General features: G+C 40.0%; 23 protein-coding genes, 1 pseudogene and 1 riboswitch. Of the genes and pseudogenes, 9 read left to right on the top strand and 15 right to left on the bottom strand.

The window, feature by feature from the left end:
- From leuC to mutH, 4 genes and pseudogenes are all read left to right on the top strand, one after another.
- On the top strand, positions 1 to 1,404 hold the full coding sequence (leuC, locus tag PSE69_RS01260) for a 3-isopropylmalate dehydratase large subunit (RefSeq protein WP_004921962.1): 1,404 nt from the start codon (positions 1 to 3) through the stop codon (positions 1,402 to 1,404).
- 12 nt (positions 1,405 to 1,416) lie between these two features.
- Positions 1,417 to 2,019, top strand: coding sequence for a 3-isopropylmalate dehydratase small subunit (leuD, locus tag PSE69_RS01255; protein WP_004921966.1), 603 nt, complete (start codon positions 1,417 to 1,419; stop codon positions 2,017 to 2,019).
- Between the two features lie 315 nt (positions 2,020 to 2,334).
- Positions 2,335 to 4,014, top strand: a pseudogene (sgrR, locus tag PSE69_RS01250) (HTH-type transcriptional regulator SgrR).
- A gap of 550 nt (positions 4,015 to 4,564) precedes the next feature.
- Positions 4,565 to 5,248, top strand: coding sequence for a DNA mismatch repair endonuclease MutH (mutH, locus tag PSE69_RS01245; protein WP_004921972.1), 684 nt, complete (start codon positions 4,565 to 4,567; stop codon positions 5,246 to 5,248).
- Here the strand turns inward: mutH and PSE69_RS01240 are convergent.
- Positions 5,235 to 5,567, bottom strand: coding sequence for a hypothetical protein (locus PSE69_RS01240; RefSeq protein WP_223854819.1), 333 nt, complete (start codon positions 5,565 to 5,567; stop codon positions 5,235 to 5,237). The two genes, mutH and PSE69_RS01240, sit on opposite strands and share 14 nt — an antisense overlap.
- A 173-nt stretch (positions 5,568 to 5,740) precedes the next feature.
- Positions 5,741 to 5,980 (bottom strand): Pathogenicity locus, encoded by a 240-nt coding sequence (locus PSE69_RS01235; RefSeq protein ID WP_104872873.1) that lies wholly within the window; start codon positions 5,978 to 5,980, stop codon positions 5,741 to 5,743.
- A 178-nt stretch (positions 5,981 to 6,158) separates the two neighbouring features.
- Between PSE69_RS01235 and PSE69_RS01230 the strand changes: the two genes are divergently transcribed.
- Positions 6,159 to 7,028 carry an alpha/beta fold hydrolase gene (locus PSE69_RS01230; protein WP_121874978.1) on the top strand — a complete coding sequence of 290 codons (870 nt, stop codon included), beginning with the start codon at positions 6,159 to 6,161 and terminating at the stop codon, positions 7,026 to 7,028.
- A 37-nt stretch (positions 7,029 to 7,065) separates the two neighbouring features.
- Here PSE69_RS01230 and PSE69_RS01225 read toward each other — a convergent pair whose 3' ends face one another.
- The 4 genes from PSE69_RS01225 to speA form a co-directional block, all read right to left on the bottom strand.
- Positions 7,066 to 7,971 (bottom strand): sphingomyelin phosphodiesterase, encoded by a 906-nt coding sequence (locus PSE69_RS01225; RefSeq protein WP_004921983.1) that lies wholly within the window; start codon positions 7,969 to 7,971, stop codon positions 7,066 to 7,068.
- A gap of 335 nt (positions 7,972 to 8,306) precedes the next feature.
- Positions 8,307 to 9,086: an acetoin reductase gene (locus PSE69_RS01220; protein WP_004921987.1), complete on the bottom strand. Its 780-nt coding sequence runs from the start codon at positions 9,084 to 9,086 to the stop codon at positions 8,307 to 8,309.
- A 326-nt stretch (positions 9,087 to 9,412) separates the two neighbouring features.
- Positions 9,413 to 10,333: an agmatinase gene (gene speB / locus PSE69_RS01215; protein WP_004921989.1), complete on the bottom strand. Its 921-nt coding sequence runs from the start codon at positions 10,331 to 10,333 to the stop codon at positions 9,413 to 9,415.
- Positions 10,334 to 10,437: 104 nt separating this feature from the next.
- Positions 10,438 to 12,342 (bottom strand): biosynthetic arginine decarboxylase, encoded by a 1,905-nt coding sequence (gene speA / locus PSE69_RS01210; protein ID WP_004921992.1) that lies wholly within the window; start codon positions 12,340 to 12,342, stop codon positions 10,438 to 10,440.
- Positions 12,343 to 12,986: 644 nt separating this feature from the next.
- Here speA and metK point away from each other — a divergent pair.
- Positions 12,987 to 14,141, top strand: coding sequence for a methionine adenosyltransferase (gene metK, locus PSE69_RS01205; protein WP_004921998.1), 1,155 nt, complete (start codon positions 12,987 to 12,989; stop codon positions 14,139 to 14,141).
- A 444-nt stretch (positions 14,142 to 14,585) separates the two neighbouring features.
- On the opposite strand, the gene PSE69_RS01200 is transcribed toward metK, so the two are convergent.
- The 6 genes from PSE69_RS01200 to PSE69_RS01175 form a co-directional block, all read right to left on the bottom strand.
- A complete protein-coding gene (locus PSE69_RS01200; protein WP_004922001.1) occupies positions 14,586 to 15,500 on the bottom strand; it encodes a LysR family transcriptional regulator in 915 nt (304 codons plus the stop codon).
- Between the two features lie 307 nt (positions 15,501 to 15,807).
- The gene (locus PSE69_RS01195) at positions 15,808 to 17,487 is read right to left on the bottom strand and encodes a glycosyl hydrolase family 18 protein (RefSeq protein WP_004922004.1); all 1,680 of its coding nucleotides are present in this window, start codon (positions 17,485 to 17,487) and stop codon (positions 15,808 to 15,810) included.
- A 67-nt stretch (positions 17,488 to 17,554) separates the two neighbouring features.
- Positions 17,555 to 18,166 (bottom strand): lytic polysaccharide monooxygenase, encoded by a 612-nt coding sequence (locus PSE69_RS01190; RefSeq protein ID WP_004922007.1) that lies wholly within the window; start codon positions 18,164 to 18,166, stop codon positions 17,555 to 17,557.
- A 268-nt stretch (positions 18,167 to 18,434) separates the two neighbouring features.
- A complete protein-coding gene (locus PSE69_RS01185) occupies positions 18,435 to 18,842 on the bottom strand; it encodes a DUF6691 family protein (RefSeq protein WP_004922016.1) in 408 nt (135 codons plus the stop codon).
- Between the two features lie 4 nt (positions 18,843 to 18,846).
- Positions 18,847 to 19,284, bottom strand: coding sequence for a YeeE/YedE family protein (locus PSE69_RS01180; RefSeq protein ID WP_169342121.1), 438 nt, complete (start codon positions 19,282 to 19,284; stop codon positions 18,847 to 18,849).
- Positions 19,285 to 19,286: 2 nt separating this feature from the next.
- The gene (locus tag PSE69_RS01175) at positions 19,287 to 19,613 is read right to left on the bottom strand and encodes an ArsR/SmtB family transcription factor (protein WP_040133352.1); all 327 of its coding nucleotides are present in this window, start codon (positions 19,611 to 19,613) and stop codon (positions 19,287 to 19,289) included.
- Between the two features lie 106 nt (positions 19,614 to 19,719).
- Here PSE69_RS01175 and PSE69_RS01170 point away from each other — a divergent pair, with 106 nt between their 5' ends.
- Positions 19,720 to 20,253 (top strand): SprT family zinc-dependent metalloprotease, encoded by a 534-nt coding sequence (locus PSE69_RS01170; RefSeq protein ID WP_147441372.1) that lies wholly within the window; start codon positions 19,720 to 19,722, stop codon positions 20,251 to 20,253.
- 29 nt (positions 20,254 to 20,282) lie between these two features.
- Here PSE69_RS01170 and PSE69_RS01165 read toward each other — a convergent pair whose 3' ends face one another.
- Entirely contained in the window at positions 20,283 to 21,353 is a 1,071-nt protein-coding gene (locus tag PSE69_RS01165; protein ID WP_004922030.1) for a magnesium transporter, read from the bottom strand.
- A gap of 74 nt (positions 21,354 to 21,427) precedes the next feature.
- A riboswitch (M-box (ykoK) riboswitch) is annotated at positions 21,428 to 21,599 on the bottom strand.
- A 615-nt stretch (positions 21,600 to 22,214) separates the two neighbouring features.
- On the opposite strand from PSE69_RS01165, the gene PSE69_RS01160 reads away from it, so the two are divergent.
- Positions 22,215 to 22,451, top strand: a complete 237-nt coding sequence (locus PSE69_RS01160) for a HEAT repeat domain-containing protein (RefSeq protein WP_004922032.1) — start codon at positions 22,215 to 22,217, stop codon at positions 22,449 to 22,451.
- A gap of 148 nt (positions 22,452 to 22,599) precedes the next feature.
- Here PSE69_RS01160 and hcr read toward each other — a convergent pair whose 3' ends face one another.
- Positions 22,600 to 23,604 carry an NADH oxidoreductase gene (gene hcr, locus PSE69_RS01155; RefSeq protein ID WP_121874980.1) on the bottom strand — a complete coding sequence of 335 codons (1,005 nt, stop codon included), beginning with the start codon at positions 23,602 to 23,604 and terminating at the stop codon, positions 22,600 to 22,602.
- Positions 23,605 to 23,650: 46 nt separating this feature from the next.
- On the bottom strand, positions 23,651 to 25,303 hold the full coding sequence (hcp, locus tag PSE69_RS01150) for a hydroxylamine reductase (RefSeq protein WP_121874981.1): 1,653 nt from the start codon (positions 25,301 to 25,303) through the stop codon (positions 23,651 to 23,653).
- Positions 25,304 to 25,686: 383 nt separating this feature from the next.
- Between hcp and PSE69_RS01145 the strand changes: the two genes are divergently transcribed.
- Positions 25,687 to 26,784 (top strand): porin, encoded by a 1,098-nt coding sequence (locus tag PSE69_RS01145; RefSeq protein WP_060560860.1) that lies wholly within the window; start codon positions 25,687 to 25,689, stop codon positions 26,782 to 26,784.
- Positions 26,785 to 26,905 lie beyond the last annotated feature (121 nt).

Here is a 26,905-nt window from a genome sequence, read left to right as displayed (position 1 = left end):
ATGGCCAAAACTTTATATCAGAAATTATATGATGCTCACGTTGTGCGCGAAGTGGATAATGAGATCCCGCTTATCTATATCGATCGCCATCTGGTTCATGAAGTCACCTCACCTCAAGCATTTGATGGACTGAGAACGAAAAACCGTCCGTTGCACCAACCAAGCAAAACATTTGCAACGATGGATCATAACGTTTCCACTCAAACGAAAGATATCAACGCCTGCGGTGATATGGCACGCATTCAAATGCAAGAGTTGATGAAAAACTGCCAAGAATTTGGCGTTACTTTATATGATCTCAACCACCCTTATCAGGGGATTGTGCATGTTATGGGGCCTGAGCAAGGCATTACCTTGCCGGGAATGACTATTGTGTGTGGGGATTCACATACAGCAACACACGGTGCATTCGGTGCATTGGCGTTTGGTATCGGAACCTCTGAAGTTGAGCACGTCATGGCGACACAGACCCTGAAACAGGCTCGAGCCAAAACGATGAAAATTGAAGTTGTTGGTAAAGCACCTGTGGGGATCACCGCAAAAGATATCGTCTTGGCGATTATTGGTAAAACTGGTAGCGCGGGTGGCACAGGTTATATTGTTGAGTTTTGTGGTGAAGCCATTGAAAACCTCAGCATGGAAGGCCGTATGACAGTGTGTAATATGGCCATCGAATTAGGGGCGAAAGCTGGGATCATTGCACCAGATGAAACCACCTTTAATTATATGAAAGGTCGCCAATTTGCCCCTAAAGGCCAAGAGTGGGATGACGCCGTTGCTTACTGGAAAACATTAAAAACCGATGAAGGTGCACAATTCGATAAAATTGTCACCTTGCAAGCCAGCGAAATCGCACCGCAGGTCACTTGGGGAACGAACCCCGGTCAAGTGATTGCCATCAACGAGCCGATCCCATCTCCGGACTCTTTTAGTGACCCAGTAGAACGCGCATCGGCAGAAAAAGCATTAGCTTATATGGGGTTAGAATCGGGCATTAAATTGTCTGACGTTAAGATTGATAAAGTGTTTATTGGTTCTTGCACTAACTCACGCATTGAGGATTTGCGTGCAGCCGCCGCTATCGCAAAAGGTAAAAAAGTGGCTTCAGGGGTACAGGCGATTGTTGTTCCAGGCTCTGGACCTGTTAAAGCCCAAGCTGAGCAAGAAGGATTAGATAAGATCTTTATTGACGCAGGTTTTGAATGGCGTTTACCTGGATGCTCCATGTGCCTTGCAATGAACAATGACCGCTTAAACCCCGGCGAACGTTGCGCATCGACCAGTAACCGTAACTTTGAAGGTCGCCAAGGCCGTGCTGGACGCACCCACTTAGTTAGCCCAGCAATGGCGGCAGCGGCAGCAATCAACGGGCATTTCGCGGATGTTCGCGATATCCAAATCTAAAGGAGATCATTCATGGAAAAATTTATCACCCATACTGGCATTGTTGCCCCTTTAGATGCAGCGAATGTCGATACTGATGCCATTATTCCAAAACAGTTTTTACAAAAAGTGACTCGCACAGGGTTCGGGCAACATCTGTTTCATGACTGGCGCTTTCTTGATGATGCAGGCCAACAGCCCAACCCTGACTTTGTGTTAAACAAACCCATTTTTAAGGGGGCGACGATTTTACTTGCGCGTGAAAACTTTGGTTGTGGCTCATCGAGAGAGCATGCTCCATGGGCTTTAACAGACTTTGGCATTCAAGTCGTCATCGCGCCGAGTTTTGCTGATATTTTTTATGGTAACTCTTTCAATAACCAGTTGTTACCGATTAAATTGAGCGAAGCAGAAATCGACGAAATGTTTAACTATGTGAAGAGCAATGAAGGCTGCCAATTCACTGTTGATTTAGAAAAGCAAACGGTCAAGGCGGGTGAAAAGACTTATCGATTTGATATTGATGGCTTCCGCCGCCACTGCATGATGAACGGCCTTGATAGCATTGGCTTAACGCTGCAACATGCTGATCAAATCCGTCAATATGAGCAAAATATCCCTTCATTTATGCGTTAAGAGCAAAAACGCTGCCCCAAACGCCTGCCAATCGCAGGCGTTTTTTATTGTAAAATAGTGAATAAATTTACCATAGAGGGTTAATCTCTTTTAAAATTATCCCTATTATTAGGTATAATCATTAAAAAATTGCCATCAAAATAAAGGTAATAAAAAAGCCGATAATGATGCTATCGGCTGGTAAATTACCATTACTCAATAATTCGGGGAGTCAGTCTGTCAACTAACAGACCAAACGAGCTACATACTGGTATCTATTATCAACGGATATTAGGAAATAAAAATTGATACAATCGCCAGCGGAGTTCCTCTTTTATGACCAGTTCTCGTTTACAAACACAATTTGTTCGTCTGTGGCAACATTTTCAGGGGTAAGACAGTGAAACCACATTGCAGCATATTGCAGATACCCTGTTTTGTTCTCGACGCCATGTACGTACCTTGCTCAATAGTATGCAGTCTCATGGATGGCTTAGTTGGCAAGCCGAAGCGGGTAGAGGAAAGCGTTCTACCCTTCTGTTTCATGTTAATGGATTAGAGCTACAGCAAGCCCAAGCAGAGCGCCTATTAAAAGAAGAGAGCATAGAAAAATTGGTTGCCTTAGTCGGCGATAAAGAAACTATTCGCCAAATGGTGCTCTCCGAATTAGAAAGAAGCTATCGGCAAGGTAAAAATTTATTACGTATTATCTACTATCGAGACTTCCCCAATTTATTACCGGGAACACCTATGCGGCGTTCAGAAATTCATTTAATGAGCCAAATATTTAATGGCTTAACCCATATAAATGAGGAAAAAGGGGAAGTTGAAAATGGTATCGCACATCATTGGCAGGCGATAAGTGATACTGAATGGCGCTTTTATTTAAGGCCTAGCATCTACTTTCATCATGGTAGAGAAATGTTAGTCGATGACATCATCAGTTCGCTTATGCGTTTACGACATTGTTGGCCTCTGTTTTCACACATCCAATCGGTTACCTCTCCTCTCCCTAATGTCATCGATATTCAATTAAGTGAAGTGGATAAACAACTCCCTTTGCTACTTGGTAGCCCCCATGCAGCAATTATTCCTAAAGAGTGGGAGTCCATTGATAATTTTGACAAAATGCCAATTGGTACCGGCCCTTTTTTCGTTGAGAAAAACCTGCCTCAAAAACTCACGATTACCGCATTTGATCGCTATTTTGGTTATCGAGCACTCCTTGATGAAGTGACCATTTGGGTGGTGCCTGAACTATCTGAGCAGATGGTCTGTACCACGTTGAAAATGGACAGCGATAATAAACCTAATGATTCATTAGAAAGCAGAATGGAAGAAGGATGCTACTTTTTATTAATGGATCAACGCTCTGAGCTTTCCAGACGTAGCGATATACGTAAATGGCTGTGTAGTTTTTTAACACCAATCAATTTATTAGCTCACTGTGAATCCTTCTATCAGCGGCATTGGGCGCCTGCTTACGGATTATTGCTACATTGGCATCATAGCCGAATGCTCACACAGTTACCTAAGCCTGCTGATTTAACGGAACTCACCGTCACTTTCTATCATCAACACCATGAATTTTATTCTATTAGCCAAATCATGAAACGTGTGTTGAAAACTCAAGGTGTTGATCTAAAAATCAACATTGTTGATTATCCTGAGTGGTTTAATGGCACTGTCGAGAGCGATATTTGGCTTGCTACCGCTAACTTCTTTAAACCGCTCGAGTTTTCTATTTTTGCCACCTTGTATGAAATGCCACTATTGCGCAAATGTTTAGGCTCTACGCTCTCTGAGGCGTTATCAAAATGGCGTCGGCAGGAGCTGCATGTCGAATCTTGGTGTGAAAGCCTCATTGACACACAAATTTTTCACCCTATTTTTCACCATTGGCTAGAGTTGCAAGGCCAAAAAACCATGCGCGGAGCACGCATGAATACCTTTGGTTGGTTTGATTTTAAATCTGCATGGTTTCAACCTACTGAGGATAATACACAGAAATCATAAAAGTTATAAACACTGAGAGTGAATAATAAGGATGTTATTCACTTTTTCTGTGGATATCCATGTGAACAACCCGCTAGTAATCAGGGTATATCCCTTCCCCTGTTTTTTAACAGAAAACAAGAAAACTAATTAACTTCATTAAAAACAATAGGATGAATCAATCACCCACTCTTTATACACAGTTTATCTTTTCGACTTTATGCTTTAGGAGTTCAAATGCGCAAAGATCAATCAATGTATGATTTATCCACAAGTAATGTGCTTAACTTACCCAATTTATGTGATTAGGTTCAAAAAACCACGTAAGTCAAGCCTGTAAATACACACAGTAATTAAAGTTTTTCACAGTTATCCAATAATTCTGTGGATAACCTAGTGAATGATCCTGTGATTATTATGGGATGAACATGAATAACCTATTTTTCTTTGAGGATTATTTTTTAATAGACTGAATTATTTCCTTATATATCAGCAAATTAAATATCTCTTATAAAAAGTGATATACTATTGCTACCCTGTGAATTTTTTCTGGTTACTATTTAATCGTATTATGCCATTTATACCACCATCCCCTCCTGAAAATGAGTCCGTTTTAATGGCTAGGGCACAAGCTCTCGCTGGCTATACTCTTGGTGAATTAGCGGCATACGCTGGCTTACCTATGCCGCCCGATCTTAAACGTGACAAAGGCTGGGTGGGTATGCTGTTAGAATATTTTTTAGGAGCTACCGCTGGCAGTAAACCCGAACAAGATTTCGCCAATATTGGTGTCGAACTAAAAACCATCCCTATTGACCGAAATGGAATGCCCCTTGAAACCACATTTGTGGCGGTCGCACCGCTCACAGGCAATAGTGGGTTAACATGGAAAAATAGCCATGTGTACCGAAAACTCTCTCGTGTTTTATGGTTTCCAATTGAAGGCGAACGACAAATACCACTCGCTCAACGTCGTATCGCAAGCCCATTATTATGGAGCCCTTCTCCTTTGGAAGAGCAATTGCTGCGCCAAGACTGGGAAGAGTTGATGGATCTGATTGTGTTAGGCAAAGTGGAAAGTATCACCGCTCGACATGGACAAGTCCTACAAATACGCCCTAAAGCGGCAAATAGCAAAGCACTAACAGAGGGTATTGGCGAATTTGGGCAAACAATCATGACGCTGCCGAGGGGTTTCTATCTGAAAAAAGACTTTACCGCCCCATTGCTTGCTCGACATTTTAAAATCGATTAATGGTTTTTCCTCCGTTAAAGTCGACCATTAACCCTGCAATACTCGCCTGCTCACACTGTTGTATCGTAACCGGAGCACCAACGACAAAAGCCGCTTGGATTAACTCCAACATTTTTTTGTTTAGCTCATGCTCAATGGTATTTAATACGGCGATTTGTTGCGTCGTTTTTTTGCCATCAACTAACGTTATTGTATAAAAAACACGTTGCTGATTAATCAGCTGCTCACCGAATGTCATTGCGGCAATTCTTTTTGGTATCCCTTTATAGGCTTCACATTGATTCGAAAAAATATTGATACCTTTTGGGCTCGCAGTCATCGCCATAACAGCGAATATAATAATGACTGCCCTAATAGTTTTCTTATACATGATGTTAATAATATTATGATTTAGCTTTAAGCTAACCTTAAAGCAAACCTTTTAGTACTTCATGCAAAAAGAGAGGTTGTTTTTATCAAATTAGATAATGAAACCCTTTTACCGAATCAGGGTTATTTCATGGCTTGTTTCGCCGCGGCAATTGCCCCTTCTACGGCTTTCTTCGCTTGTGGGCTATTTTTCCAGCAACTCGAGCCTGTTAAAGCAGCCCCAGCAATTAAAATGTCTTCATATGATGCTTCACTCAGTTGAGCTAATGTCGAAAATCCCATTTGTTCTAACCGACTTATAACTGTTGGGCCAACACCTTTTACCGCCAGTAGGCACTGCTTATCCGCATCTGAAAACCCCATATCAGCTCCTTATTGAGAGAACAAATAATCTTTTTCGTAATTGGCTTTGCATTATACCTGACGATTATTTTATTATTCGTTTTATGGCTAGCATTATTAAGATTCAATCAAATATACCCTTGCCACTTTCACATTGATTGTGACCATCCCGTGCCCCAAAATAAGTTAGGACTCAGCAATGCAGACAAACACATTCACAAACACGCGCCAAGGTTCACTTCAATTGTCTGATGGCCGCAACTTAAGTTGGTATGAATCAGGCCCAAAAACGGGATTCCCTGTTATTTTTTGTACTGGCGCGGGTATGAGTGGAACGTTAGGCTTTGGCCTTGAGCAACTTGATCCACTTAATATCCGACTCATCGTACCTGAACGTGCTGGGCTAGGCGAATCGTCACAAGATCCACAAAAATCGCTTTCACGTTTTGCGGCAGATATTGACGCGTTATTGCAAGCTCAGCAAATTGAGCAATATTCTGTTATTGGCTTTTCTCAAGGTGCTGTATTTGCCATGGCATTAGCTTTCTATGGCACCCCTAACACTTTATCTATTGTTGCTGGGCAAGATCAATTTGACTATCCCGCGACAAGCGCTTTATTAAAAGCCGATATTATCAATATGCAAGAGCAAGCCAGAAATACACCTGATGCGCTGTCTGATTGGTTACAGAAAAACGTGAGTGCACCTTGGTTACTGGCTTTTATACTCAATAGCAGCGCGACGGTTGATCAAAATGTTTACAATCACCCCTCATTTTTGCAAGCCTATACTGACTGTATGAACCGAGCCTTTCTTCAAGGCAATTTAGGCTATGTACAAGACTTATTGATCTCATTACAGCCTTGGCCTTTCCAGCCTGAAGAGATCCATTGCCCTGTTTCACTGTGGTATGGTGAGAAAGATGAAAGCACTGTTCATTCACCAGACTTTGGTAAAACCCTCGCAACGCGTTTCCCTAATTGCCAACATTTCGTGTTAGAAGATGATGGTGGTTCACTACTCTGGACACAAGCGGAGCGCATCTTAACCCATTTAGCTCCACAATAAAGGCGCCTTAAAAATATGTGGCTGAAATATCTAATTATCACAACTCAATTTCAGCCACTACAGGATAATGATCGGAATAATCAAAAAAGACTTTATTATTATAGTTATAACCAATTTTGCTTTTGATCACCCGTGTTTGCTGTTTAATTGAACGCATATTTTTGGCAAAAATATAATCCAAATGCCAACTTTGCCTAGTATCGGGATAAGCTTCTCTAATCACGTTATTGGTTGAAAAATCCCATGACGGTCGTGGATTAAAATGGTGAGGCTCTCCCCAACCAATAATATCTAATGCTTGCTCGTACTCTTCCGAACCATAATTAATATTTAAATCTCCCCCTAAGATTGTTATTTGACGATCTTCAGTGATTGAAGTTTCAGCCCAATTAATTAACTGAGTAAGTTGGGCTTTGCGATGGGATGAAGGTGAGGTCATTAGGCAGAAGTTGTCATCCGATTGCAGATGAGTTCCTATGACTTGAAGCATTTTACCTTCTATTTCAATAACGGCTCTCACCCCACCTTTAGCACTGAAACGGTCAGCACCGCATCCTGCATCATCAAACAGTTGATATTCACGATAAACTATAGGATAACGGGAAACTATCGCGATCCCTGAATTGACCTGCTGAACCATATCCCATTCACCTTTTTTAGCATTCCAACAATGGTTTGAATCACAATAAGAGAGGACAGATTCATTATATTGTGCGGCAACCGGTGTGTGGTAAAAAAAGCCTAAACTCCTCATACCCGAAAAAAGCTTTTGTGCTGAATGAGTATTAAATACCTCTTGTAAAATAACGATATCAACATCATAGAATATATTATCTTTTATCATCGCATTAATGCGAGCATCTTGAGTGGATGCGCCAATACTAAAAAAAGGAATATGCAATAAATAGGTATTGAATGTCATCACTTTAATTTTATGTGGCATAGTTTTTCCTTATTCGTTTTCCATTAATAAATGTATAAATTTCTTTATCCTATCAATACTGTTTTATTGAAAACATTGAATTCACAATGACGACAAGGAGTATGCTAAACGAGACTAACATGCCTGAACATATTATTAATTAATGCATTACCTAAAGATTTTTGATGGATGATAACAATAAATAAAATAGTTTTATCTACTGTTAATAAAGGTAGGAGAAATATAGTTTCTAATATAATAGCGAATTAATATTTAAATTGTGCCTTGGGCCTATTTTAACTAGCCAAGGCACAATGTTAATTTACAGAAAATGCTCTGCTTAATAAGTGGTTTGATTAACGGTAAACAATACCACCGTCAGTCAAGATCGACTGCCCTGTAATATAGTCTGAATCATCACTTGCTAAAAATGCGACTAAACCAGCAACATCATCTGGAGTTTGAGCACGTCCTAATGCAATGCCTTCAACATATTTTTTATAGGTTTCACCTTTTGGTGCACCTGTAATTTCAGCAAAACGCTCATCAATTTCAACCCACATGTCCGTACCTACAATACCAGGGCAATATGCGTTAACGGTAATGCCAGAACTTGCATACTCTTTAGCAGCGGCTTGGGTCAATGCACGTACAGCGAATTTTGTAGCGGAATAAACACCTAGCATTGCAAAGCCGTCATGCCCTGCAATGGAAGAAGCGTTAATAATTTTCCCTTTTTGTTTACGCTGCTGGAATTTTTCACTCGCCGCTTGAATTCCCCACATCACACCATCGACGTTAATCTTGAAAATCAGATCCATATCTTCTTGGCGTACATCAGCAATAGGCTTAACTTGTGCAATCCCTGCGTTATTGATCATTACATCAAAACCACCGAGTTCAGCTTCTGCATGTGCAACTGCGGCAAAAACTTCCTCACGCTTACTGACATCAGCAGCAAATGTTGTCGCTTTACGGCCTAATGCTTCAATTTCTTTAGCCACATCCGCTAATTTTTCTTTTTTCAGGTCGACAAGTGCAATATTGGCACCTTCTTTCGCTAAACGTAATGCGATACCACGACCAATACCTTGTGCTGCGCCAGTAACTAAAATGACTTTATTATTCAGTGCCATAAGCTTTCTCCCAATAAGGATAGTTAAATGAATGACTCTAACTGATTAATACGTTAGCAAGATTAACAATAAGTTACAAAATCATGATATTAGACTACAACTATGTTCTATAGAGATAAATATGACTGTAATTGAGTGATAATCACTCGCATTTATGAAAGAAATAACTTTTAAAAGGGAAATAGGTAACAAATCGAAGTGGAACTACTCACAAAGAGGTATAGCAAAAAGTGCTATTTCCTCATATTTGTTTAAATAACAATCTATTTTATTGAGAATAAATTAGGCTGCCTAGAAGGCAGCCTAAAAATCAGACAAACTATAGGTTATTTTTTAGATGCTTGTAAGTACAACATATCTAAAGCAATGGTTGCTGCGGCCAATGCAGTGATATCAGATTGATCATAAGCTGGTGCGACTTCAACTAAATCCATACCAACGATATTTAACGGTTGTAAACCACGCAACAGTTTTAATGCACGATCTGAGGTTAATCCACCAATGACAGGTGTTCCGGTTCCCGGCGCAAAAGCAGGATCTAAACAATCAATATCGAAAGTGAGATAAACAGGCATATCACCCACAATAGATTTAATTTGTTCGATCATCTCATCAACACCGCGATCATTAACTTGTGCGGCATCAATGACTGTAAACCCGTTATCACTTTCATGCTCTGTACGAATACCAATTTGTACAGAACGAGTCGGATCAATTAACCCTTCTTTTGGTGCATGGTAGAACATAGTGCCATGGTCATACTGGCTACCATTACCATAAGTGTCTGTGTGTGCATCAAAATGGACTAACGCCATTTTACCAAAATGCTTTGCATGGGCGCGCAACAGAGGCAAAGTCACAAAATGGTCACCGCCAAATGTTAAGCAGCGCTTGCCCGCCTCCAGCAATTTTTCTGTATGTGCTTGTAGCTTATCGCACATGTCTTGTGCATCACCAAAAGCAAACACCACATCGCCACAATCCACAACATTTAAGCGCTCTGTTAGTTTAAAATTCCATGGCCAACGATGGCTTTCCCACGCTAAGTTGGTAGATACCTGACGAATAGCAGCAGGTCCATGACGGCTGCCCGCACGACCAGAAGTTGCCATATCAAACGGCACCCCCGTTATCACCCACTCAGCATCTGAGTTATAAGGTTGAAAGTTTAATGGGAAACGTAAAAAGCCAAATGCGTTAGAAACCAGTGAATTATCGACCTGATTACCTAATGTGCTATTAATCATCACTCTTCCTCTATCAGTATTTGTAATCTACAAATACTTTTATTATTTAGACTCATAGGTAGCTCTACACCACCTGTGATTAGCTACCGTTTATTTATCGCCAATTATTCGTCTTCTAAATAAGTATAGCCATAAAGCCCATTCTCAAACTCATCAACGAAATCTTTTTGCAACTGCTCGCTCAACCCAGTGCCTTTAACTTGCTCTGTAAAGCTTTCAAGCAATACTTCTGGTACTAGCTTCACATATTGCAGCATATCAGCGACCGAATCGCCTTCTTCACTTTGCAGATAACGCACGTTGCCTTGGCTATCAACCCAAACATCGATTGCTGCTGTATCGCCAAATAGGTTATGCATGTTACCTAGAATTTCCTGATAGGCCCCTATCATAAAGAAGCCGATCATGGGTGGGTTTTCAGGGTCGTATGCAGGCATTGGCATAGTTGTTTCAACACCGTCACCATCGACATAATGGTCAATAATACCATCCGAATCACAAGTGATATCCAATAATACCGCGCGACGGTCAAGAGGCTTATCAAGGCCTTCTATCGGTAAAACGGGGAACACCTGATCAATCCCCCAAGCATCTGGCAACGATTGGAATAACGAGAAATTCACATAGAACTTATCAGCCATCCGCTCTTGCAGTTCATCAATAATTGGACGATGAGCACGGTTACTTGGATCTAAGTCTTGTTGAATACGACGACAAATATTCAAATAAAGCTCCTCGGCCCACGCTCGCTGAGTCAGGTCGAGTACACCATGAGCATACTGCGTATGCGCTTCTTGTAAATCAAACTGACTATCATGGAGCCATTCACGTAACGAACGGCTATTACCTTGGTGCTGCATTGATTCCCAGGTTTCCCATAATGAAATCAATGAACGCGGTGCATCCTCATCGGGAGGAGATGTTTTGGTAAATTCATTTCGCTCCACCCCGATCACATTAGAAACTAAAACCGTATGATGTGCGGTCAATGCACGCCCTGATTCGGTGATCACCGTCGGATGTGGTAAATCAAACTCCTCACACGCATCACCAATCGCCCAAATCACATTATTCGCATATTCATTTAAACCATAGTTTACTGAACAATCTGATTGGGAGCGCGTTCCTTCGTAATCCACACCTAAGCCGCCACCCACATCAAAACATTGAATTTTTACGCCTAAACGGTGCAACTCAACATAAAAACGTGCAGATTCACGGACACCTGTCGCGATATCACGAATATTCGCCATTTGTGAACCAAGATGGAAATGCAGCAACTGTAAACTTTCTAGGCGACCTGCCTGACGTAAAATTTCAACAAGTTGTAAAACCTGTGTTGCCGCTAAACCAAATTTTGATTTCTCGCCACCACTTGCCTGCCATTTGCCTGACCCCTGCGACGCCAAACGAGCACGAACGCCTAAACGAGGTGTCACATTCAAGCTTTCCGCTTCTTTAAGAACAACCTCAATTTCAGACATTTTTTCGATAACAAGGTAAACCTTGTGACCTAATTTTTCCCCGATAAGCGCTAATCGAATATATTCACGATCTTTATAACCATTACAAACAATAACGGTACGAGTACGGCCGGCATTTGCTAGCACAGCCATCAATTCAGCCTTCGACCCTGCCTCTAGTCCAAGCGGTTCACCTGAATTGACTAATGATTCGATGACTCGACGCTGCTGGTTGACCTTAATCGGATAGACCAGAAAATAGTCGCCTGTATAGCCGTACGATTCACGAGCACGCCTAAATGCCGCATTAATTGAGCGCAAACGGTGCTGTAAGATTTGTGGGAAACAGAATAATGCGGGTAAACGCAAGTGCTCCTGCTCCTCTTTAACTTGATTAACAAGTTCGGCTAGATCAATAGACGTGTCTGGGTTATCAGGATTTGGGCAAACACAGACATTTCCGCGCTCATTCACCTGATAGTAACCACCGCCCCAATACGCGATGTTGTACGTCTGGCGCATTTTGCGAGCGATATTATCATTCATAACAAACTCCTTTATGGAGGGGTGAGTGACGCTTTCTCCGGCCAGACAGCGACCCGTCCTAAGACGTGGCTCTGCAAGGCAGTTATGTCGGGGAAACAGCTATTACTCGGATTAATTAAAGTGCTTAGAACATCTAAACGGTGACAAATACAACCATTTGGCTGACAGTTACTGACTGATAGCCAAGGGTGTACTAGGAAGATGATAGTAACTTCGAGAAGAAGTAAATAAAGACAGGAAAGTAAACGCCAAAAACACGCGGCGATCCGCATTTAGCTGCTGATTACTGTTATTCAGTAGATTATGGATCATTACCCATTAACCCCCAATATAACTGTTTAATCTTTATCAATAGCGAGAAAGATAAACACTCCTGATAGATAGCAGGCACATTGTACGCCTACTGGTATATAACGGAACATTTTTAACTAACCGTCACGGTCGCTGTTTATACATTGATTAGGCAGAAATTGCAAAACGTTATTGGCTTAATAGAAATAAAATTTGTAAGGCTCGTCTTTTTACTTATTGTTTTTCTGTCAAACGTAAAAACAGGTAGCACTTTTTTTGTTAAAACATTAAAATAGACGTCTAGATGTTAAAACATCCAATTACAATCAGCGAATTCTTAAGGTATTAATCTCATGGCTACACATCTCTTTACTTCTGAGTCTGTATCGGAAGGGCATCCTGATAAAATTGCCGATCAAATCTCTGATGCGGTTCTTGATGCGATTCTTGAGCAAGATCCAAAAGCTCGCGTTGCTTGCGAGACCTATGTCAAGACAGGTATGGTGATGGTCGGGGGAGAAATCACCACCAGTGCTTGGGTTGATATTGAAGAGATCACACGTAAAACCGTTCGCGAAATTGGTTATACCAGCTCTGACATGGGTTTTGATGCAAACTCGTGTGCGGTTTTAAGTGCGATTGGTAAACAATCACCTGATATCAACCAAGGTGTTGACCGCGCAGACCCATTAGAACAAGGGGCTGGCGACCAAGGTATTATGTTCGGTTATGCGACAAACGAAACTGACGTTCTGATGCCTGCACCAATTACTTATGCTCACCGTCTGGTACAGCGCCAAGCAGAAGTTCGTAAAAATGGCACTCTGCCATGGTTACGTCCAGATGCCAAAAGCCAAGTCACTTTCCAATATGACAACAACGAAATTGTTGGCATTGATGCGGTTGTTTTATCCACACAGCACGCAGAAGATATTAAACAGCAAGATTTACATGAAGCTGTAATGGAAGAAATTATTAAACCTGTTCTTCCAGCAGAGTGGTTAGTGCCAACAACAAAATATTTTATCAACCCAACAGGTCGCTTTGTTATCGGTGGACCAATGGGCGACTGTGGTTTAACTGGTCGTAAAATCATCGTTGATACCTATGGCGGCATGGCTCGTCACGGTGGCGGTGCATTCTCCGGTAAAGATCCTTCTAAAGTAGACCGTTCAGCGGCTTATGCTGCTCGCTATGTTGCCAAAAACATTGTTGCAGCCGGCTTAGCTGATCGCTGTGAAATCCAAGTCTCCTATGCAATTGGTGTTGCAGAGCCAACTTCAATCATGGTTGAAACATTTGGTACAGGTAAAGTTCCAGAAGCGCAACTGGTTCTGTTAGTGCGTGAATTCTTTGATTTACGCCCATACGGCTTGATTCAAATGCTGGATTTACTACATCCAATTTACCAACAAACGGCTTCTTACGGGCATTTCGGTCGTTCTCAATTCCCTTGGGAAAAAACAGACAAAGCCGCTATTTTACGTGAAGCTGCTGGCCTAAAATAATTAGCCAAACCAATAAGCCCCACACTGTGGGGTTTATTTCTTTATTCATCCTCTATCTTATTTCCTCGCTTAAATTCATTTTTAGAACTCCTTGAGCAAAAGTACAATTCTCCTAAACTAATTGGGCTAAAGAATATAATCATCACGTTTATGCCTTATCATACCTATAGAATAAGTATTGCCATGTAATAATTTTTATATTAGCAATGATTCGCACTTAGAAACGCATATCTCATATTTATTTCATAGTGGAAAGAGATAAGTGGTTATAAAAACCAGTTAAAGGCGGTAGTGTCTATAGAGAAAACGTTTATTTACTATGGAATAATAAACGTAATGAAATCGTAGAAGAAGCCAACCCTAGATATATTAGGTATTTTTATAACTAGGGTAGCTCAGCGTCATCCAAGCCTACAATATGCAAGATATTATGTATGCTTTCTATTATACCGTAGATAAATTTTCAATAAAACTTGATGTATCAATCTTCTTTATTAATCGCTCTTTCCACCAAGAGAAATTACCACCTTGACTTGATGGATGCCAAGCTAGCCAAATAAATTGATCATCTTTAGGGATCTCTACCGGAACAATGACTAATTCTTGGTTCTTTAACTCTTTTTTAATATGTGAAGGACAAATAAACCCATACCCTATTCCTCGCTTAATTAAGACTAATTTACTTTCTAAATCGCAAACCAATATTTGCCTTCCTAATATGACTTCTTTTTCTCTATTAATTGATAGCTCATGGCTACTATCTGCAATTTCAACGTGGATATCGTTTATTAACTGATTTCTCGTTATTATCGTTTTTTGTGAAGCAAATGGATGTGATGGGGAAACACAAAGGGCAAAACTAAGTTTTCCTAGTAGCTGGGTTCTTACCTTTATGTTTTCAGGGATCCCCCCAAGAGCAATAATAAAATCTGCTCTATTTTCTTTTAATGCATCCCAAGCCCCTGTCATTGCTTCTCTTAGGATTGAAATATGAACATCACCATTTGCCTTAATATAATCACGAATATCTTGAACAAAGATATCTAGCGGTAGAAATTTTTCAACCACAATACGAATTTGGTTATCAAATGTTGGAATATTTCTCACTCTATTTTCGAGATCTTGCACTGCATTTAAGATCCATGCCCCCTCCTGTAATAAAAATTCCCCCTCCTTAGTTAAACGAATTACAGGTCCATTACGGTGAAAAAGCTTAACTTTCAATCGACTTTCTATATTTAATACTTGATAGGAAATCGCAGACGGTGTTTTATGCAATACATCTGCCGCTGTTGAAAAAGAACCTGTTTTTTTGATAGTGCTTATTATATTAATTGCATCCACGGATAATCTAGTCATATAAGCTCCTAATTAATTTAAATAGCTAATACAATGATTTCAGCGCATTAATATTTAGTCGACTTCATATATAGAACTATCATAATGTTGTTCATAAACAATCAAGAAACATCCTAATCTACTAACTTAATAGTCATTAATTTTCTTAGTAGATATATAATTAATAAATAGAATTAAAATAAAAGTCATTGGTAATATAAAATAATAGATCTTATAGAAGTATATCTTTATGAAAAACAGCGCTCATTTAACGCTGGATAATTATAGAGGGAAATAGACTCCCTCTATAATAAATATTAATATCAATTTATTTAGCAAGACTATTACCTAAACTCGAATTCATGCTATTTAAAATATCTCCATTATCCGCATCAATTTCCCATGCAAATAATCCTCCAAGTTTGTTCTCTAACACATACTTCCCTTTTGCTTGCACTGAACGTTGATCGTCAAAGGTAATCAGATCCCCTGTTGATGCTTTAAATACATAGGGCGCTTCTGCGACTTCATCATAGCTATATACCCATTGTCCGCTCATATACTGATTTTTGATTTGGCGATAATCAACAACTCCATTTTCCCATGTCCCTGCAACTGGGCCTGTCGCTTTCCCTGTAAATGGATTACCGTTGGTATAGCCATTCACACCTGTCCATCCACGTCCATACATCGCTGCACCTACCACGATTTTCGCGGGATCAACACCTTGATTCAATAAAGCATTTACCCCATTAACCGTTGTATATTCCGTATCTGGACGCCAACTGGAGGCATTAAGTGCGGTTTGGTAGCCAAGTGTATTTAAATCAAATGCACCATAAAAGTCGTAGCTCATCATAAAAAAGTGATCAACCGATTTTTGTACCTCACCAAAATCGACTTTATCTATTTTGGCTTTCGCGGCACTAATAGCTGATGTTAATTGATATTCGCGCCCGGTTTCTTTCTCTAATTCATCCAACATCGCGCGAAGCTCTTGCATCAACAATAAATAAGTTTCACCATCTTTATCTGACGCTAATGTGGTGCTGGCTCCATTTGCACCAGGATATTCCCAATCGATATCAACACCATCGAAGAATTTCCATGTCAACAAAAACTCTTTGACAGACGTTACAAATTTGTCTCGTTTGGTTTTATCCTTCATTGCATAAAATGGATCTGATAATGTCCATCCACCAACAGAAGGTAATATTTTCAAATGGGGATAGGCTTGCTTTATTGCCATTAACTGCCCAAAGTTACCTTTATATGACAATGAAGTTCCTGTTTGAGAGACATTAATTGCAGCCCAAGGATCATGAATAGTCACTTTATAGTCATCCCTACCTGTACATGACTTCTGCAATGACTCAAAACTACCTTCAATTTGCTTTAAGCTATCATTAATTCCATTTCCGCCGCATATAGGAATAAAAGCATACAAAATATGAGTAAGATTTTGTGCCGGTATTTTATCGGCAGAAAATTTCCGTCCATATATTCCCCATTCAACAAAATATGCAGCAACGACTTTTCCTGAGTCTTGCTTGTAAGCTTGGTTATTTTCTAAAAGTTGCGTTTGCAACGGAGCAAAATGACTTCCATCTGTATCTTGGACTGTAATTTCAACCACATCACTAAAATTACATTCGTCGCCATTGCATAGTGCAACCTTCAATTTATACTTCCCGCCTTTAGATATTGAAAGGCTTGCTTGACCTGAAGAGCTGGTTGAAGGACCACTCCATACCTCTTGGTCATTCAAATACACTTTTGCCGTAGTTCCATAATCTCCATACCATAAATCCCAGGAGACATTAAAAGTTGCCGCCTCTTTTCTCGTCACTAATAATTCATATTTATCCTCATTAGGGTTAATTTCAACAATGCTATAGGTGTTATCCATCCATTGAATTGTGGGCTTTCCGGGCAACGCTGCATATGCAAACTGAGTAGCACAATGACCGATAAGTGCTGCTAGCATTAACTTATTTAGTCTAAACATGTTTTACCCCTTAATGTGTTAAGGAATACGGGATATTTTATTGAGTTCAACAATTAATCGTTCGATATTAATCGCTGATATTGACATCACTAACTTGGTAGAATGCATTTGACGTATCATAAACATCCCACACCGCAAGGATGACATGATAGCCAGAGCGATCTTTCGGCACATCACACTCGATTTCTGTGACGACTGGTGGTCTAACGCCATTTTCATATTTGACACAGAAAGGCGTTAAATCAAAAGAATCGCGTGTGAGTGGCTGTGATGGGTCCCAATCAGGCTTAGTGATAAAATACCGCCAGCTATCGGTAGAATGCACAACGGTTAAATACCAAGCAAAGGTATTTTTCCCCGTTTTAAGCTCACTTTTTACCCACCGGGTCGGCGACTGTTCATCCATTTCAGAGTGAGCTGCTATCGCAGCACTGGCAATGACTCCATCAGCCGGACCAGCCTCAGGGAATCCTTTTGGTGCTTCAAAACTATGTGGGTCATAAGGTACTTGATTGCCACAGCCCGTATTTTTTAATTCAGTGGTATTACGCACCGAACATAAATAAGCACGACTTGGTGGCTCTGTTGTATAACCATGTGCTAGGGCAAACTGAGAAACGCCTAGTAATAGCGATCCTAAACAGCTTAAGGATATAAGATGCTTAAATTGATTTTTCATAATGCACCTCTTTATTCACTTTATAATAAATGTTTTTTAAACAGTGCGATTAATAGCCATCACACGGTTCATTTATATTATTATCAGTTTAAAAGCGTTTTTTATGAATAAATCAACGAGCTAAATTAAATATTTATCATGATAAGTATTTTTTTAAATATGAATAGATATATTTTTATATGAAAATAGAAAAGCAGAAATGTTATTTAATAGATATCACTAATCTTTAATAAAAAATTCAGCCCCTTTAAATTTGGGGCTGACGCTATTATTTTTTGAATAATTGAAAAACGGACATGCCCGCAATCATGGCTAATGTAAAAATGATCCCTTGTGTTAACCCCATCCCCGTTAATAGCAATGCAGGCCCAGGACAAATACCGGCTAATCCCCAGCCAAGTCCAAATAACACACTCCCTATCACTAGAGGCTTATCAATTTTTTGATTGGTCGGGATCTGCATAGGGCATTTTAATACGCTAGCTTGACGTTTTTTGGCGAAGGCAAATGCAATTGCACTGATCACCATCGCCACTGCCATAGTGACTAATAAAGAAGGATCCCAATTACCCGTAATATTTAAGAAGCTAAGAATTTTAGCCGGATTTCCCATCCCCGCTAATAATAGCCCCAAGCCAAATAATAAACCTGAGATTAATGCGATAATAACTGGCATAACTTTATCCTCTTAATCCCAATAAATTTATAACCGCTACCGTCGCAAATGCCACTAACATAAAAGTGATAACCGCAACTATCGAACGCCGAGAAAACCTCGCCATACCACAAATTCCGTGACCACTTGTACAGCCACTCCCTAATCGCGTACCAAAGCCGACGAATAAACCGGCGAGGATAAGGATAGGGGTGCTCGTCGTGATCGACACTTCCGGTGAAAAGAAAAAGAGCGTAAATAAAGCAGGAGCCGCCATAATCCCGAGCACAAATGCCACCTTCCAAGCGGTATCCCCTGCAATCGGTTTTAAAACGCCACTTAAAATACCGCTGATACCAGCAATTCTGCCATTAAAAAGAAGTAATAGGGAAACTGCCGCGCCAATTAATAAGCCTCCCATCGCAGCTGACCAAGGGGTAAAATTAGCCCAATCAATAGACATCATTATTTCTCCTGAACCGGACAATAAAGTTGGTAAAGTGTATTCAGTAACGTGAAGAGCTTTTCATCGGCAATCGCATAATAAATTCGTTTACCTTCACGACGTGTCGTCACGAGCCCTTCATGACGCAATACCGTTAGTTGTTGAGAAAGGGTTGGTTGCTGTATGCCCAGCGACGTTTCAAGATCGCTCACACACGCCTCACCTTGCGTTAACTGGCATAACAGAAGTAATCGATCCGGATTACCTAATGTTTTCAGCAATGATGACGTTTGTGTTGCAGCCTGCTTCATCGCCAAAAGCAATTGGTTTGTAGAGTCCTCGCTCATAAATCCTCCCAATAAATACATTATAATAAAATATAATATATATTTTTATATAATGATAGCCAATAATGCTTGTTTCCTCATATCGGCTTATATTATGCTTAGTTATATGAAAACCGTTCGAATCCCCATTTATCTTCAACAAAAAGCCATGCGCATGCTGAGGGCAAAACTGAATTTAGCCCAACAAAAGCTGGAACAAATCTTTCCAGAACCAACACTTAACTATAAGCAGCGAGGAACAACAGCAGGGAGTGCCTACTTAAAAGAGTGGGAAATTCGTTTAAATGCTGTCTTACTGATTGAAAATGGTGATAGCTTCATTAATGAGGTGATCCCTCATGAGTTGGCTCATCTATTAGTGTATCAAGTCTTTGGCCGTAAAGGTATTGCTCCCCATGGCAAAGAGTGGAAGTGGATGATGGAACACGTTTTAGACGTTCCCGCAAAACGTACACATCGCTTTGAAGTCACGTCCGTCAAAAGTCGCACTTTTACCTACCATTGTGCATGTTCCACAACGCACGAATTAACCATTAGAAGGCATAATAAAATTGTCAGAGGGGAGTATCAGTATTTGTGCCGAAAATGTGGGGAGGTTTTAAAACAGAATGAGTGGGTGAATGCGGCAGATGTTGAATAACACTGCCGCATCAAGTCGATGGTGTGTCTTTAGGCGAACTCCGTCATTACCAATTTGGCAATTTCGAAGTAAATAATTAGACCCGTTCCATCAATGAAGGTTGCAATAAACGGCGCAGATACTACTGCGGGGTCAACTTTTAATTTCTTCAATACCATTGGGATAATCGAAGAAACAATTGCACTCCACATGGTGATAGCAACAATAGTTAGACTTACTACAATCGTCACTTCAGCACCCACACCCAGTATCCATGCCCTAATCAAAGCAGCTGCACCAATAGTCACGGCCACTAAGAAAGAGGTTGATACTTCTTTTTTCAATACCGCGCCCAAATTACGTAGGCTCACTTCCCCTAGCGCCATCGCCCTGACAAGGGTTGAAGTGATTTGCGTTCCACTGTTCCCGCCCGTTCCAATTAATAATGGAATAAAGAAGGCCAGAGAAATCGCAGCTTCTAATTGCTCTTCAAAGGCTTTTAATACTGTACCGGTATACGCTTCCGCAACAAATAGCATTAATAGCCATACGACACGTTTACGCCATAACGTAATAGGACTGGTTGCTAAATAAGGCTCTTCAAGTGGTGTAGTCGCCCCTTGAAGTTGTGCGTCTAACGTATTCTCATCTTCAATTAATTCAGCAATATCTTGAGGACGTAATACCCCCATCAATTTGCCAAATTGAACAACGGGTATCATATCCAAACCACTATGGTTGATCAGATCATAAACATCATGACGTGATTGATCAGGCGCCACTGAAAAGTAGTTGTGTCTCATAATATCGGATACAAGCAACCCTTCATCCGCCGCTAATAGCGATTTGACTGAAAGAATACCATTTAAATAATTTTCCTGATCAACAACAAATAAATACGTTGGGATCTGCTCACCGTCTAAGTGTTCGATCAAATTCTTTTTCACGCAAGCAACAGAATCTGCAATAGAAACAGGCAAATAAGATTGGCTCATATATGCGCTGACAGTTGCGTCATCAATTTTTGGTTGCTGAGTGTTGTTGTTATTCAGGCGTGCGCCTTTCATTGCGGACTGAGCAATTGCTACAGATCCCGCTTTGTTCTGGGTAGTGAAAGTCATTTTTTTAGTCCCTAGTTACTGTTGTTTACTCAAACAGTACTCACATAGGGGCGAAACCAGATGAGAGAATGCGGTGGCTATCTCTACGTCTCGGTTTTAGCACTATACAACGTATCCAACTTACATTGGAAGTTACATGGGGATATACCTTCGTTCGATATATCCTGTCCTGATCTTGGGCGTCTCTCGACGTCGTCAGATCAGTAACCTGTGTTTGTATAGGAGCCTCGCCTAACGAGATACTGCACTTTTGATGCGACGCGAATTATAACCATAAGATTATTAATTACCACCCCGAAAATAGCGTTAATAACACATGTTGATTATCTTGTTTAGGTTTTGTTTAAGTTGATGTATGACAACAATTCGTCGCGTTACTAAATGTAACCAAGCATGTATTAATATTTTATTCACTGTTCAAAATACGCTGCTTTTGACTTATTTTTTACACGTGAATAAAAAACGTAGTTACTCGATTAATAAATTTATAACGCAATGACAAAAAAGGAAAATTACTTGATTTTATCTAATTTATTTTATCTTTCATCCTAAGATAAAAGAATAATATTGAATATATTAATTTGCATTATTATAATTTTTTGAATAATCTATACTATATAAAACAAACCCGCCAAACAGGTAAATTATTTTATTTCTGTCACATCTTATTTGATTTTAATCAACCATCATAAAAAACGTCTCAATAAGAGAATGCACTTAATGCATTATTTAATTCGAAAAAAGTCTCAGCTTATTAGTATTTCAAAATAAAAATACATAATCACATATTAATTTAGTGGTTAATATATTTATTTTTATTTTAAAATACCGCAAGGTTAATTAAAGAGTGAAGTTTTAATTATGGACAGAACCATTGTCGGTATGCTGACAAATCTAACATTTCGAGTGAATGATGAGATAAAAATCGCCGCTATATCAGCGTTAGGAGATTATAAAGCAACTATTGAACACCAAGAAGCTATTGTTCGTATTATCAATCTTTGCCAAGATCCAAATAAAGAGATTGCAGTATCAGCTATCAACACATTAAGTAAATTATCCGTTTATTTTATACCTGAAGGATATACACTTAAATAAACTCGTTTAATGTGTTATATCGATATTCAGTTACCTTTTATTATATAATAACTTACAACCAATTACGTATTTTTGTTTAATAAATAATACATAGGTCACTGTCTCATTACTTAGCCACTATAATGAGACAGTTCATTGATGAGGTCACTTACGCTATTTCTGTATCACCTTGTAATTGGCAGCTACAAGCCAAGACATAACCGGCCGCAATCTCTTCTTCTGTCAATGTCATGGTACTGCTCGTCGTATAATTGCCTGAGAGTACTTTTGTTTTACAGCTACCACAAACACCAGCACGGCAAGCCGCAATGACTGGCTGTTTATTTTGTTCTAAAGCCGACATCAACGACGTTCCGACAGGGACTTTAAAATCGACCAAACGGTGGCGTATTTTTAATGTCACTACGTCTTCACTTTCAACCGGCTCCGGCTCTAGCGAAAAACGTTCCATAAAGAAATGATCAGCAGGTACACCTAGGCTTTTAGCGAATTGCTGAGCATTCTTCATATAAGGTGTAGGCCCACAAGTCATGACCACTCTAGCGCTAATATCCGGCACCAAGGCAGAAAGTTTCTCAAGGGTTAATCGCCCTTCTGCGACGCCACCATTATCTGGCGTTTCCGCCATAATGCACAGTTGTAATCGAGATGAATATCGCTCAATCAACTGATCCCATTCATCCGCAAAAATGACTTGTTGGTTATCACGCACGTTAAACAAAACTTTGACATCCGCCTGAGGCCGATTAGCCATCAACCAACGCACCATCGACATAATTGGCGTCACACCACAGCCAGCGGCTAACATCAGATATTGGTTACTATTGAGCTCTGCACAGGTAAACTCCCCCTGAGCGTCAGAAAGCCAGAGATAATCACCGGGTTTTACTGCCCCCGTTAACCAGCATGATCCTGTGCCTTGTTCTAAGCGTCTTACCGTAATCGTGATAAAACGGCTTTGCCCAGGTGTCGATGAAATCGTATAAGCTCTCATGATTTCATCGCTGTTTTTAATACTAACAAGTGCATATTGACCGGGTGAATATGTATAAAAGTCGTGATTGATTAAATTAATCGTCCATACATCGGAGGTTTCTTGATGAATAGAATGTATTTGCATTCTATTTGGACATAAACTACTCGGCATTGTCATCCTATCACTCCAATTGGGGGGAAATATCCCCCCTTCACTCTTAATATTAAGCAGGCAGAATTTCAGCTAGATCTTGTTCAACTGTTGTAATGCTACGCATACCAAATTTTTCGTTCAGCACATTTAATAAGTTTTCAGTTAAGAAACCAGGTGCTGTTGGGCCGGTATAAATATTTTTAACGCCCAGCGACAACAGCGTCAGTAAAATAACAATCGCTTTTTGTTCAAACCAAGACAGAATCAAGCTCAATGGTAAATCATTAACGCCACAACCTAATTTTTCGGCTAAGTTCACTGCAAGCATGATTGCTGAATAAGCATCATTACACTGACCCACATCTAGTAGACGAGGCAAGCCTTCCAATGTACCAAAGTCTAATTTATTGAAACGATATTTACCGCATGCCAACGTGAGAATTAAGCAGTCTTCCGGTACACTGCGAGCGAAATCCGTATAATAACTACGCTCACCACGGCTACCATCACAACCCCCTACTAAAAATACGTGACGTAATTTTTTCTGTGAAACTAAATCAATTACGGTATCAGCGGCACTCAATAATGTTTGACGACCAAAACCAACCGTAATTTTGTGTTCAATTTCTGTATATGGGAAGCCATTCATTGATAGAGCTTGATTGATCATTTCAGAAAAATCATCTCCCGTTAAATGTTTCGCTCCAGGCCAGCCCACGATACTGCGAGTCCAAATACGCTCTTTATACTGACCGACATCAGGGTCGATAATACAGTTTGATGTCATCAGCACAGGACCCGGGAATTTCGCGAATTCCGTTTGCTGATTTTGCCAACCACTACCATAGTTACCAACAAGGTGTGAATATTTTTTAAGTTCAGGGTAACCGTGAGCAGGTAACATCTCACCGTGAGTATAAATATTAATCCCCGTTCCTTCCGTTTGTTCTAACAACATTTTCAAATCTTTCAGATCATGACCTGAAATAAGTATACATTTACCAGCAACAGGGCGAACATTGACCTCTGTTGGCACAGGGTGACCAAACTCCCCTGTTTCACCTGCATCTAGAATTTCCATGACTTTGAAATTCATTTGGCCAATCGCCATCGCGTTATCAAGCAGTTCATTCATATCTGCTGGTAACGTACCGAGCCACGCCATGATTTGATGATATTGACGATAAATCTCATTATCATATTGGCCCAATACATGAGCATGCTCCATATAAGCGGCAGCACCTTTTAGCCCATATAAGCAAAGCATGCGTAAGCCATGAATATCATCACCCACTTGTGCTTTATCAATATCAAGTGCGAACGCTTCGGCTTGTTTTTGCAAGGTCGCAATATCGTTGCCATTTAATTGGATATTAATCAGGGGGTGATTAAACACAATGGCACTATTTTTAGCTTGGCATTGCTTGATTAATTTATCACGCAGATAAATCGCTTCACGTGCATAGCCAATAATACGCTCTGAATCAAAGTTAACGTTTGTCAGTGTTGAGAAAAAAGCTCGAGGAGCAAAGCTATCGACATCGTGGTCAATAATTCCCAATTCACGGGCCGTAACTGCACTCGCCGACAGACTTTGTAGTACAGCCACTAATAAATCTTGCAGGTCAGACGTTTCCGCCGTTTTACCGCACATACCCTGCGCGTATGCACAGCCATTGCCAGCTGGAGTTCTAATTGTTTGTTCACATTGCACACAGTACATGTTCATTGCCTCATAAGTTGCATTTTTAATACAACATTAAGGTTAAACCTTTTTCGATAATAAGAAAGCGGATTTAAAGCTTATCTGATGCTTTATTGATCTATATTAATGTTTTTAGTAAATGAGAACTATTTGCATCTATCTCACTAATAAAATAAGGAAAATTAGCCTTATGACAGTATCCTTAAGATAAATAGTTTCATTTTTGCTCGAATTAGTACTTGCTAAATTAGCCTTATGACAGTATCCTTAAGATAAATAGTTTCATTTTTGCTCGAATTAGTACTTGCTAAATTTGATTTGTTAACTTGATAATACCTGCGCTTAATTTGTTAGGTACAAAAAGATTTCACTTAGTTAGTAAATGGCTTAAAGGATTTTTTATGAAGAAAAAGACTATTCTTGCAGTGACTATCTGCTCATTATTCGCGGCGGGTGTTACCAATGCTGCTGAGGTTTATAACAAAGATGGCAATAAACTGGATGTTTACGGTCAAATTGATGTTCGCCACTATTTTGCCGATGCAAAAAGCGGGGAAGATGGGGATGATTCACGAGTCCGTTTAGGGTTTAAAGGTGACACACAAATTACAGATCAGTTAATTGGTTTTGGTCGTTTTGAGTGGGAAACGTCGACCAATAAAGCGGAAACCAGTAATGATAACCAAAATCGTTTAGCGTACGCTGGATTAAAATTTGCAGACTACGGCTCACTTGATTACGGTCGTAATTATGGTGTGATTTATGATACCAACGCTTGGACAGACGTATTGCCACTTTGGGGTGCTGATACCATGGATCAAGAAGATACCTTCATGATGGGCCGTAACCGCAATTTACTAACTTATCGTAATAACAATGGTTTTGGTTATATTGATGGTTTAAGCTTCGCTCTACAGTACCAAGGTAAAAATGGCGATCAAAATAAATCAACCGGCTCAAGCGCATTAGATAACAATGGTGATGGCTACGGTTTTTCTACCGCTTATGAATTAGGTTGGGGTCTCTCAATTGGTGGCGGTTATTCAAATTCATCGCGTACGCCAAGCCAGAATAATATTAAAACGGGAGCAACAGGAAAACGCGCCGAAGCTTGGAACGTTGGCAGTAAATTAGAACTTGATGAGTTATATTTAGCCGCGATGTATGGGCAAACACTCAACACAACCCGATTTGGCGACGATGACGCTGAGGCGATTGCCAACAAAACAGAAAATCTTGAACTAGTTGCATTGTATTCGTTCGATTTTGGCCTGACCCCCTCCATTGGCTATAACCAATCTAAAGGTAAAAACCTAGGTAATTATGGCAATAAAGACTTAGTGAAGTATATTGCGGTTGGTGCATCCTACGATTTCAACAAGAATATGGCCGCTGTCATTGATTACAAAATCAATTTATTAAAAGATAACCAATTCACCGATGACTATGGTATCAATACAGACAATGTGCTTGGCTTAGGTTTAATTTACCAATTTTAAATCTATTTAAGTAATTCACCCCCATTATGGTTTTCATAGTGGGGTGAATTCCATCATACGCAATTATCCCCAAACGTCCTGTCATTCACCGACTTAAATATTAACTTACCGATTATTTTAT

This window comes from Providencia sp. PROV122, from assembly GCF_028482365.1.
GTDB lineage: Bacteria > Pseudomonadota > Gammaproteobacteria > Enterobacterales > Enterobacteriaceae > Providencia > Providencia stuartii.
The sequence above is the reverse complement of the archived record's forward strand: the minus strand, read 5'-3'. Positions and strand labels throughout refer to the sequence as shown.

Bases quoted from the DNA above. Each gene is read 5' to 3' on its own strand.
- PSE69_RS01235 (WP_104872873.1), bottom strand. From the start codon at position 5,980: ATGGGGTTTTCAGATGCGGATAAGCAGTGCCTACTGGCGGTAAAAGGT.
- PSE69_RS01175 (WP_040133352.1), bottom strand. From the start codon at position 19,613: ATGAGCGAGGACTCTACAAACCAATTGCTTTTGGCGATGAAGCAGGCT.
- PSE69_RS01190 (WP_004922007.1), bottom strand. From the start codon at position 18,166: ATGAAAAATCAATTTAAGCATCTTATATCCTTAAGCTGTTTAGGATCG.
- leuD (WP_004921966.1), top strand. From the start codon at position 1,417: ATGGAAAAATTTATCACCCATACTGGCATTGTTGCCCCTTTAGATGCA.
- metK (WP_004921998.1), top strand. From the start codon at position 12,987: ATGGCTACACATCTCTTTACTTCTGAGTCTGTATCGGAAGGGCATCCT.
- PSE69_RS01170 (WP_147441372.1), top strand. From the start codon at position 19,720: ATGAAAACCGTTCGAATCCCCATTTATCTTCAACAAAAAGCCATGCGC.
- PSE69_RS01225 (WP_004921983.1), bottom strand. From the start codon at position 7,971: ATGCCACATAAAATTAAAGTGATGACATTCAATACCTATTTATTGCAT.
- PSE69_RS01180 (WP_169342121.1), bottom strand. From the start codon at position 19,284: ATGTCTATTGATTGGGCTAATTTTACCCCTTGGTCAGCTGCGATGGGA.
- hcr (WP_121874980.1), bottom strand. From the start codon at position 23,604: ATGACAATGCCGAGTAGTTTATGTCCAAATAGAATGCAAATACATTCT.
- speB (WP_004921989.1), bottom strand. From the start codon at position 10,333: ATGATTAATAGCACATTAGGTAATCAGGTCGATAATTCACTGGTTTCT.
- PSE69_RS01145 (WP_060560860.1), top strand. From the start codon at position 25,687: ATGAAGAAAAAGACTATTCTTGCAGTGACTATCTGCTCATTATTCGCG.
- PSE69_RS01185 (WP_004922016.1), bottom strand. From the start codon at position 18,842: ATGCCAGTTATTATCGCATTAATCTCAGGTTTATTATTTGGCTTGGGG.
- PSE69_RS01165 (WP_004922030.1), bottom strand. From the start codon at position 21,353: ATGACTTTCACTACCCAGAACAAAGCGGGATCTGTAGCAATTGCTCAG.
- leuC (WP_004921962.1), top strand. From the start codon at position 1: ATGGCCAAAACTTTATATCAGAAATTATATGATGCTCACGTTGTGCGC.
- PSE69_RS01220 (WP_004921987.1), bottom strand. From the start codon at position 9,086: ATGGCACTGAATAATAAAGTCATTTTAGTTACTGGCGCAGCACAAGGT.
- PSE69_RS01240 (WP_223854819.1), bottom strand. From the start codon at position 5,567: ATGACTGCGAGCCCAAAAGGTATCAATATTTTTTCGAATCAATGTGAA.
- speA (WP_004921992.1), bottom strand. From the start codon at position 12,342: ATGAATGATAATATCGCTCGCAAAATGCGCCAGACGTACAACATCGCG.
- mutH (WP_004921972.1), top strand. From the start codon at position 4,565: ATGCCATTTATACCACCATCCCCTCCTGAAAATGAGTCCGTTTTAATG.
- PSE69_RS01200 (WP_004922001.1), bottom strand. From the start codon at position 15,500: ATGACTAGATTATCCGTGGATGCAATTAATATAATAAGCACTATCAAA.
- PSE69_RS01195 (WP_004922004.1), bottom strand. From the start codon at position 17,487: ATGTTTAGACTAAATAAGTTAATGCTAGCAGCACTTATCGGTCATTGT.
- PSE69_RS01230 (WP_121874978.1), top strand. From the start codon at position 6,159: ATGCAGACAAACACATTCACAAACACGCGCCAAGGTTCACTTCAATTG.
- hcp (WP_121874981.1), bottom strand. From the start codon at position 25,303: ATGTACTGTGTGCAATGTGAACAAACAATTAGAACTCCAGCTGGCAAT.
- PSE69_RS01160 (WP_004922032.1), top strand. From the start codon at position 22,215: ATGGACAGAACCATTGTCGGTATGCTGACAAATCTAACATTTCGAGTG.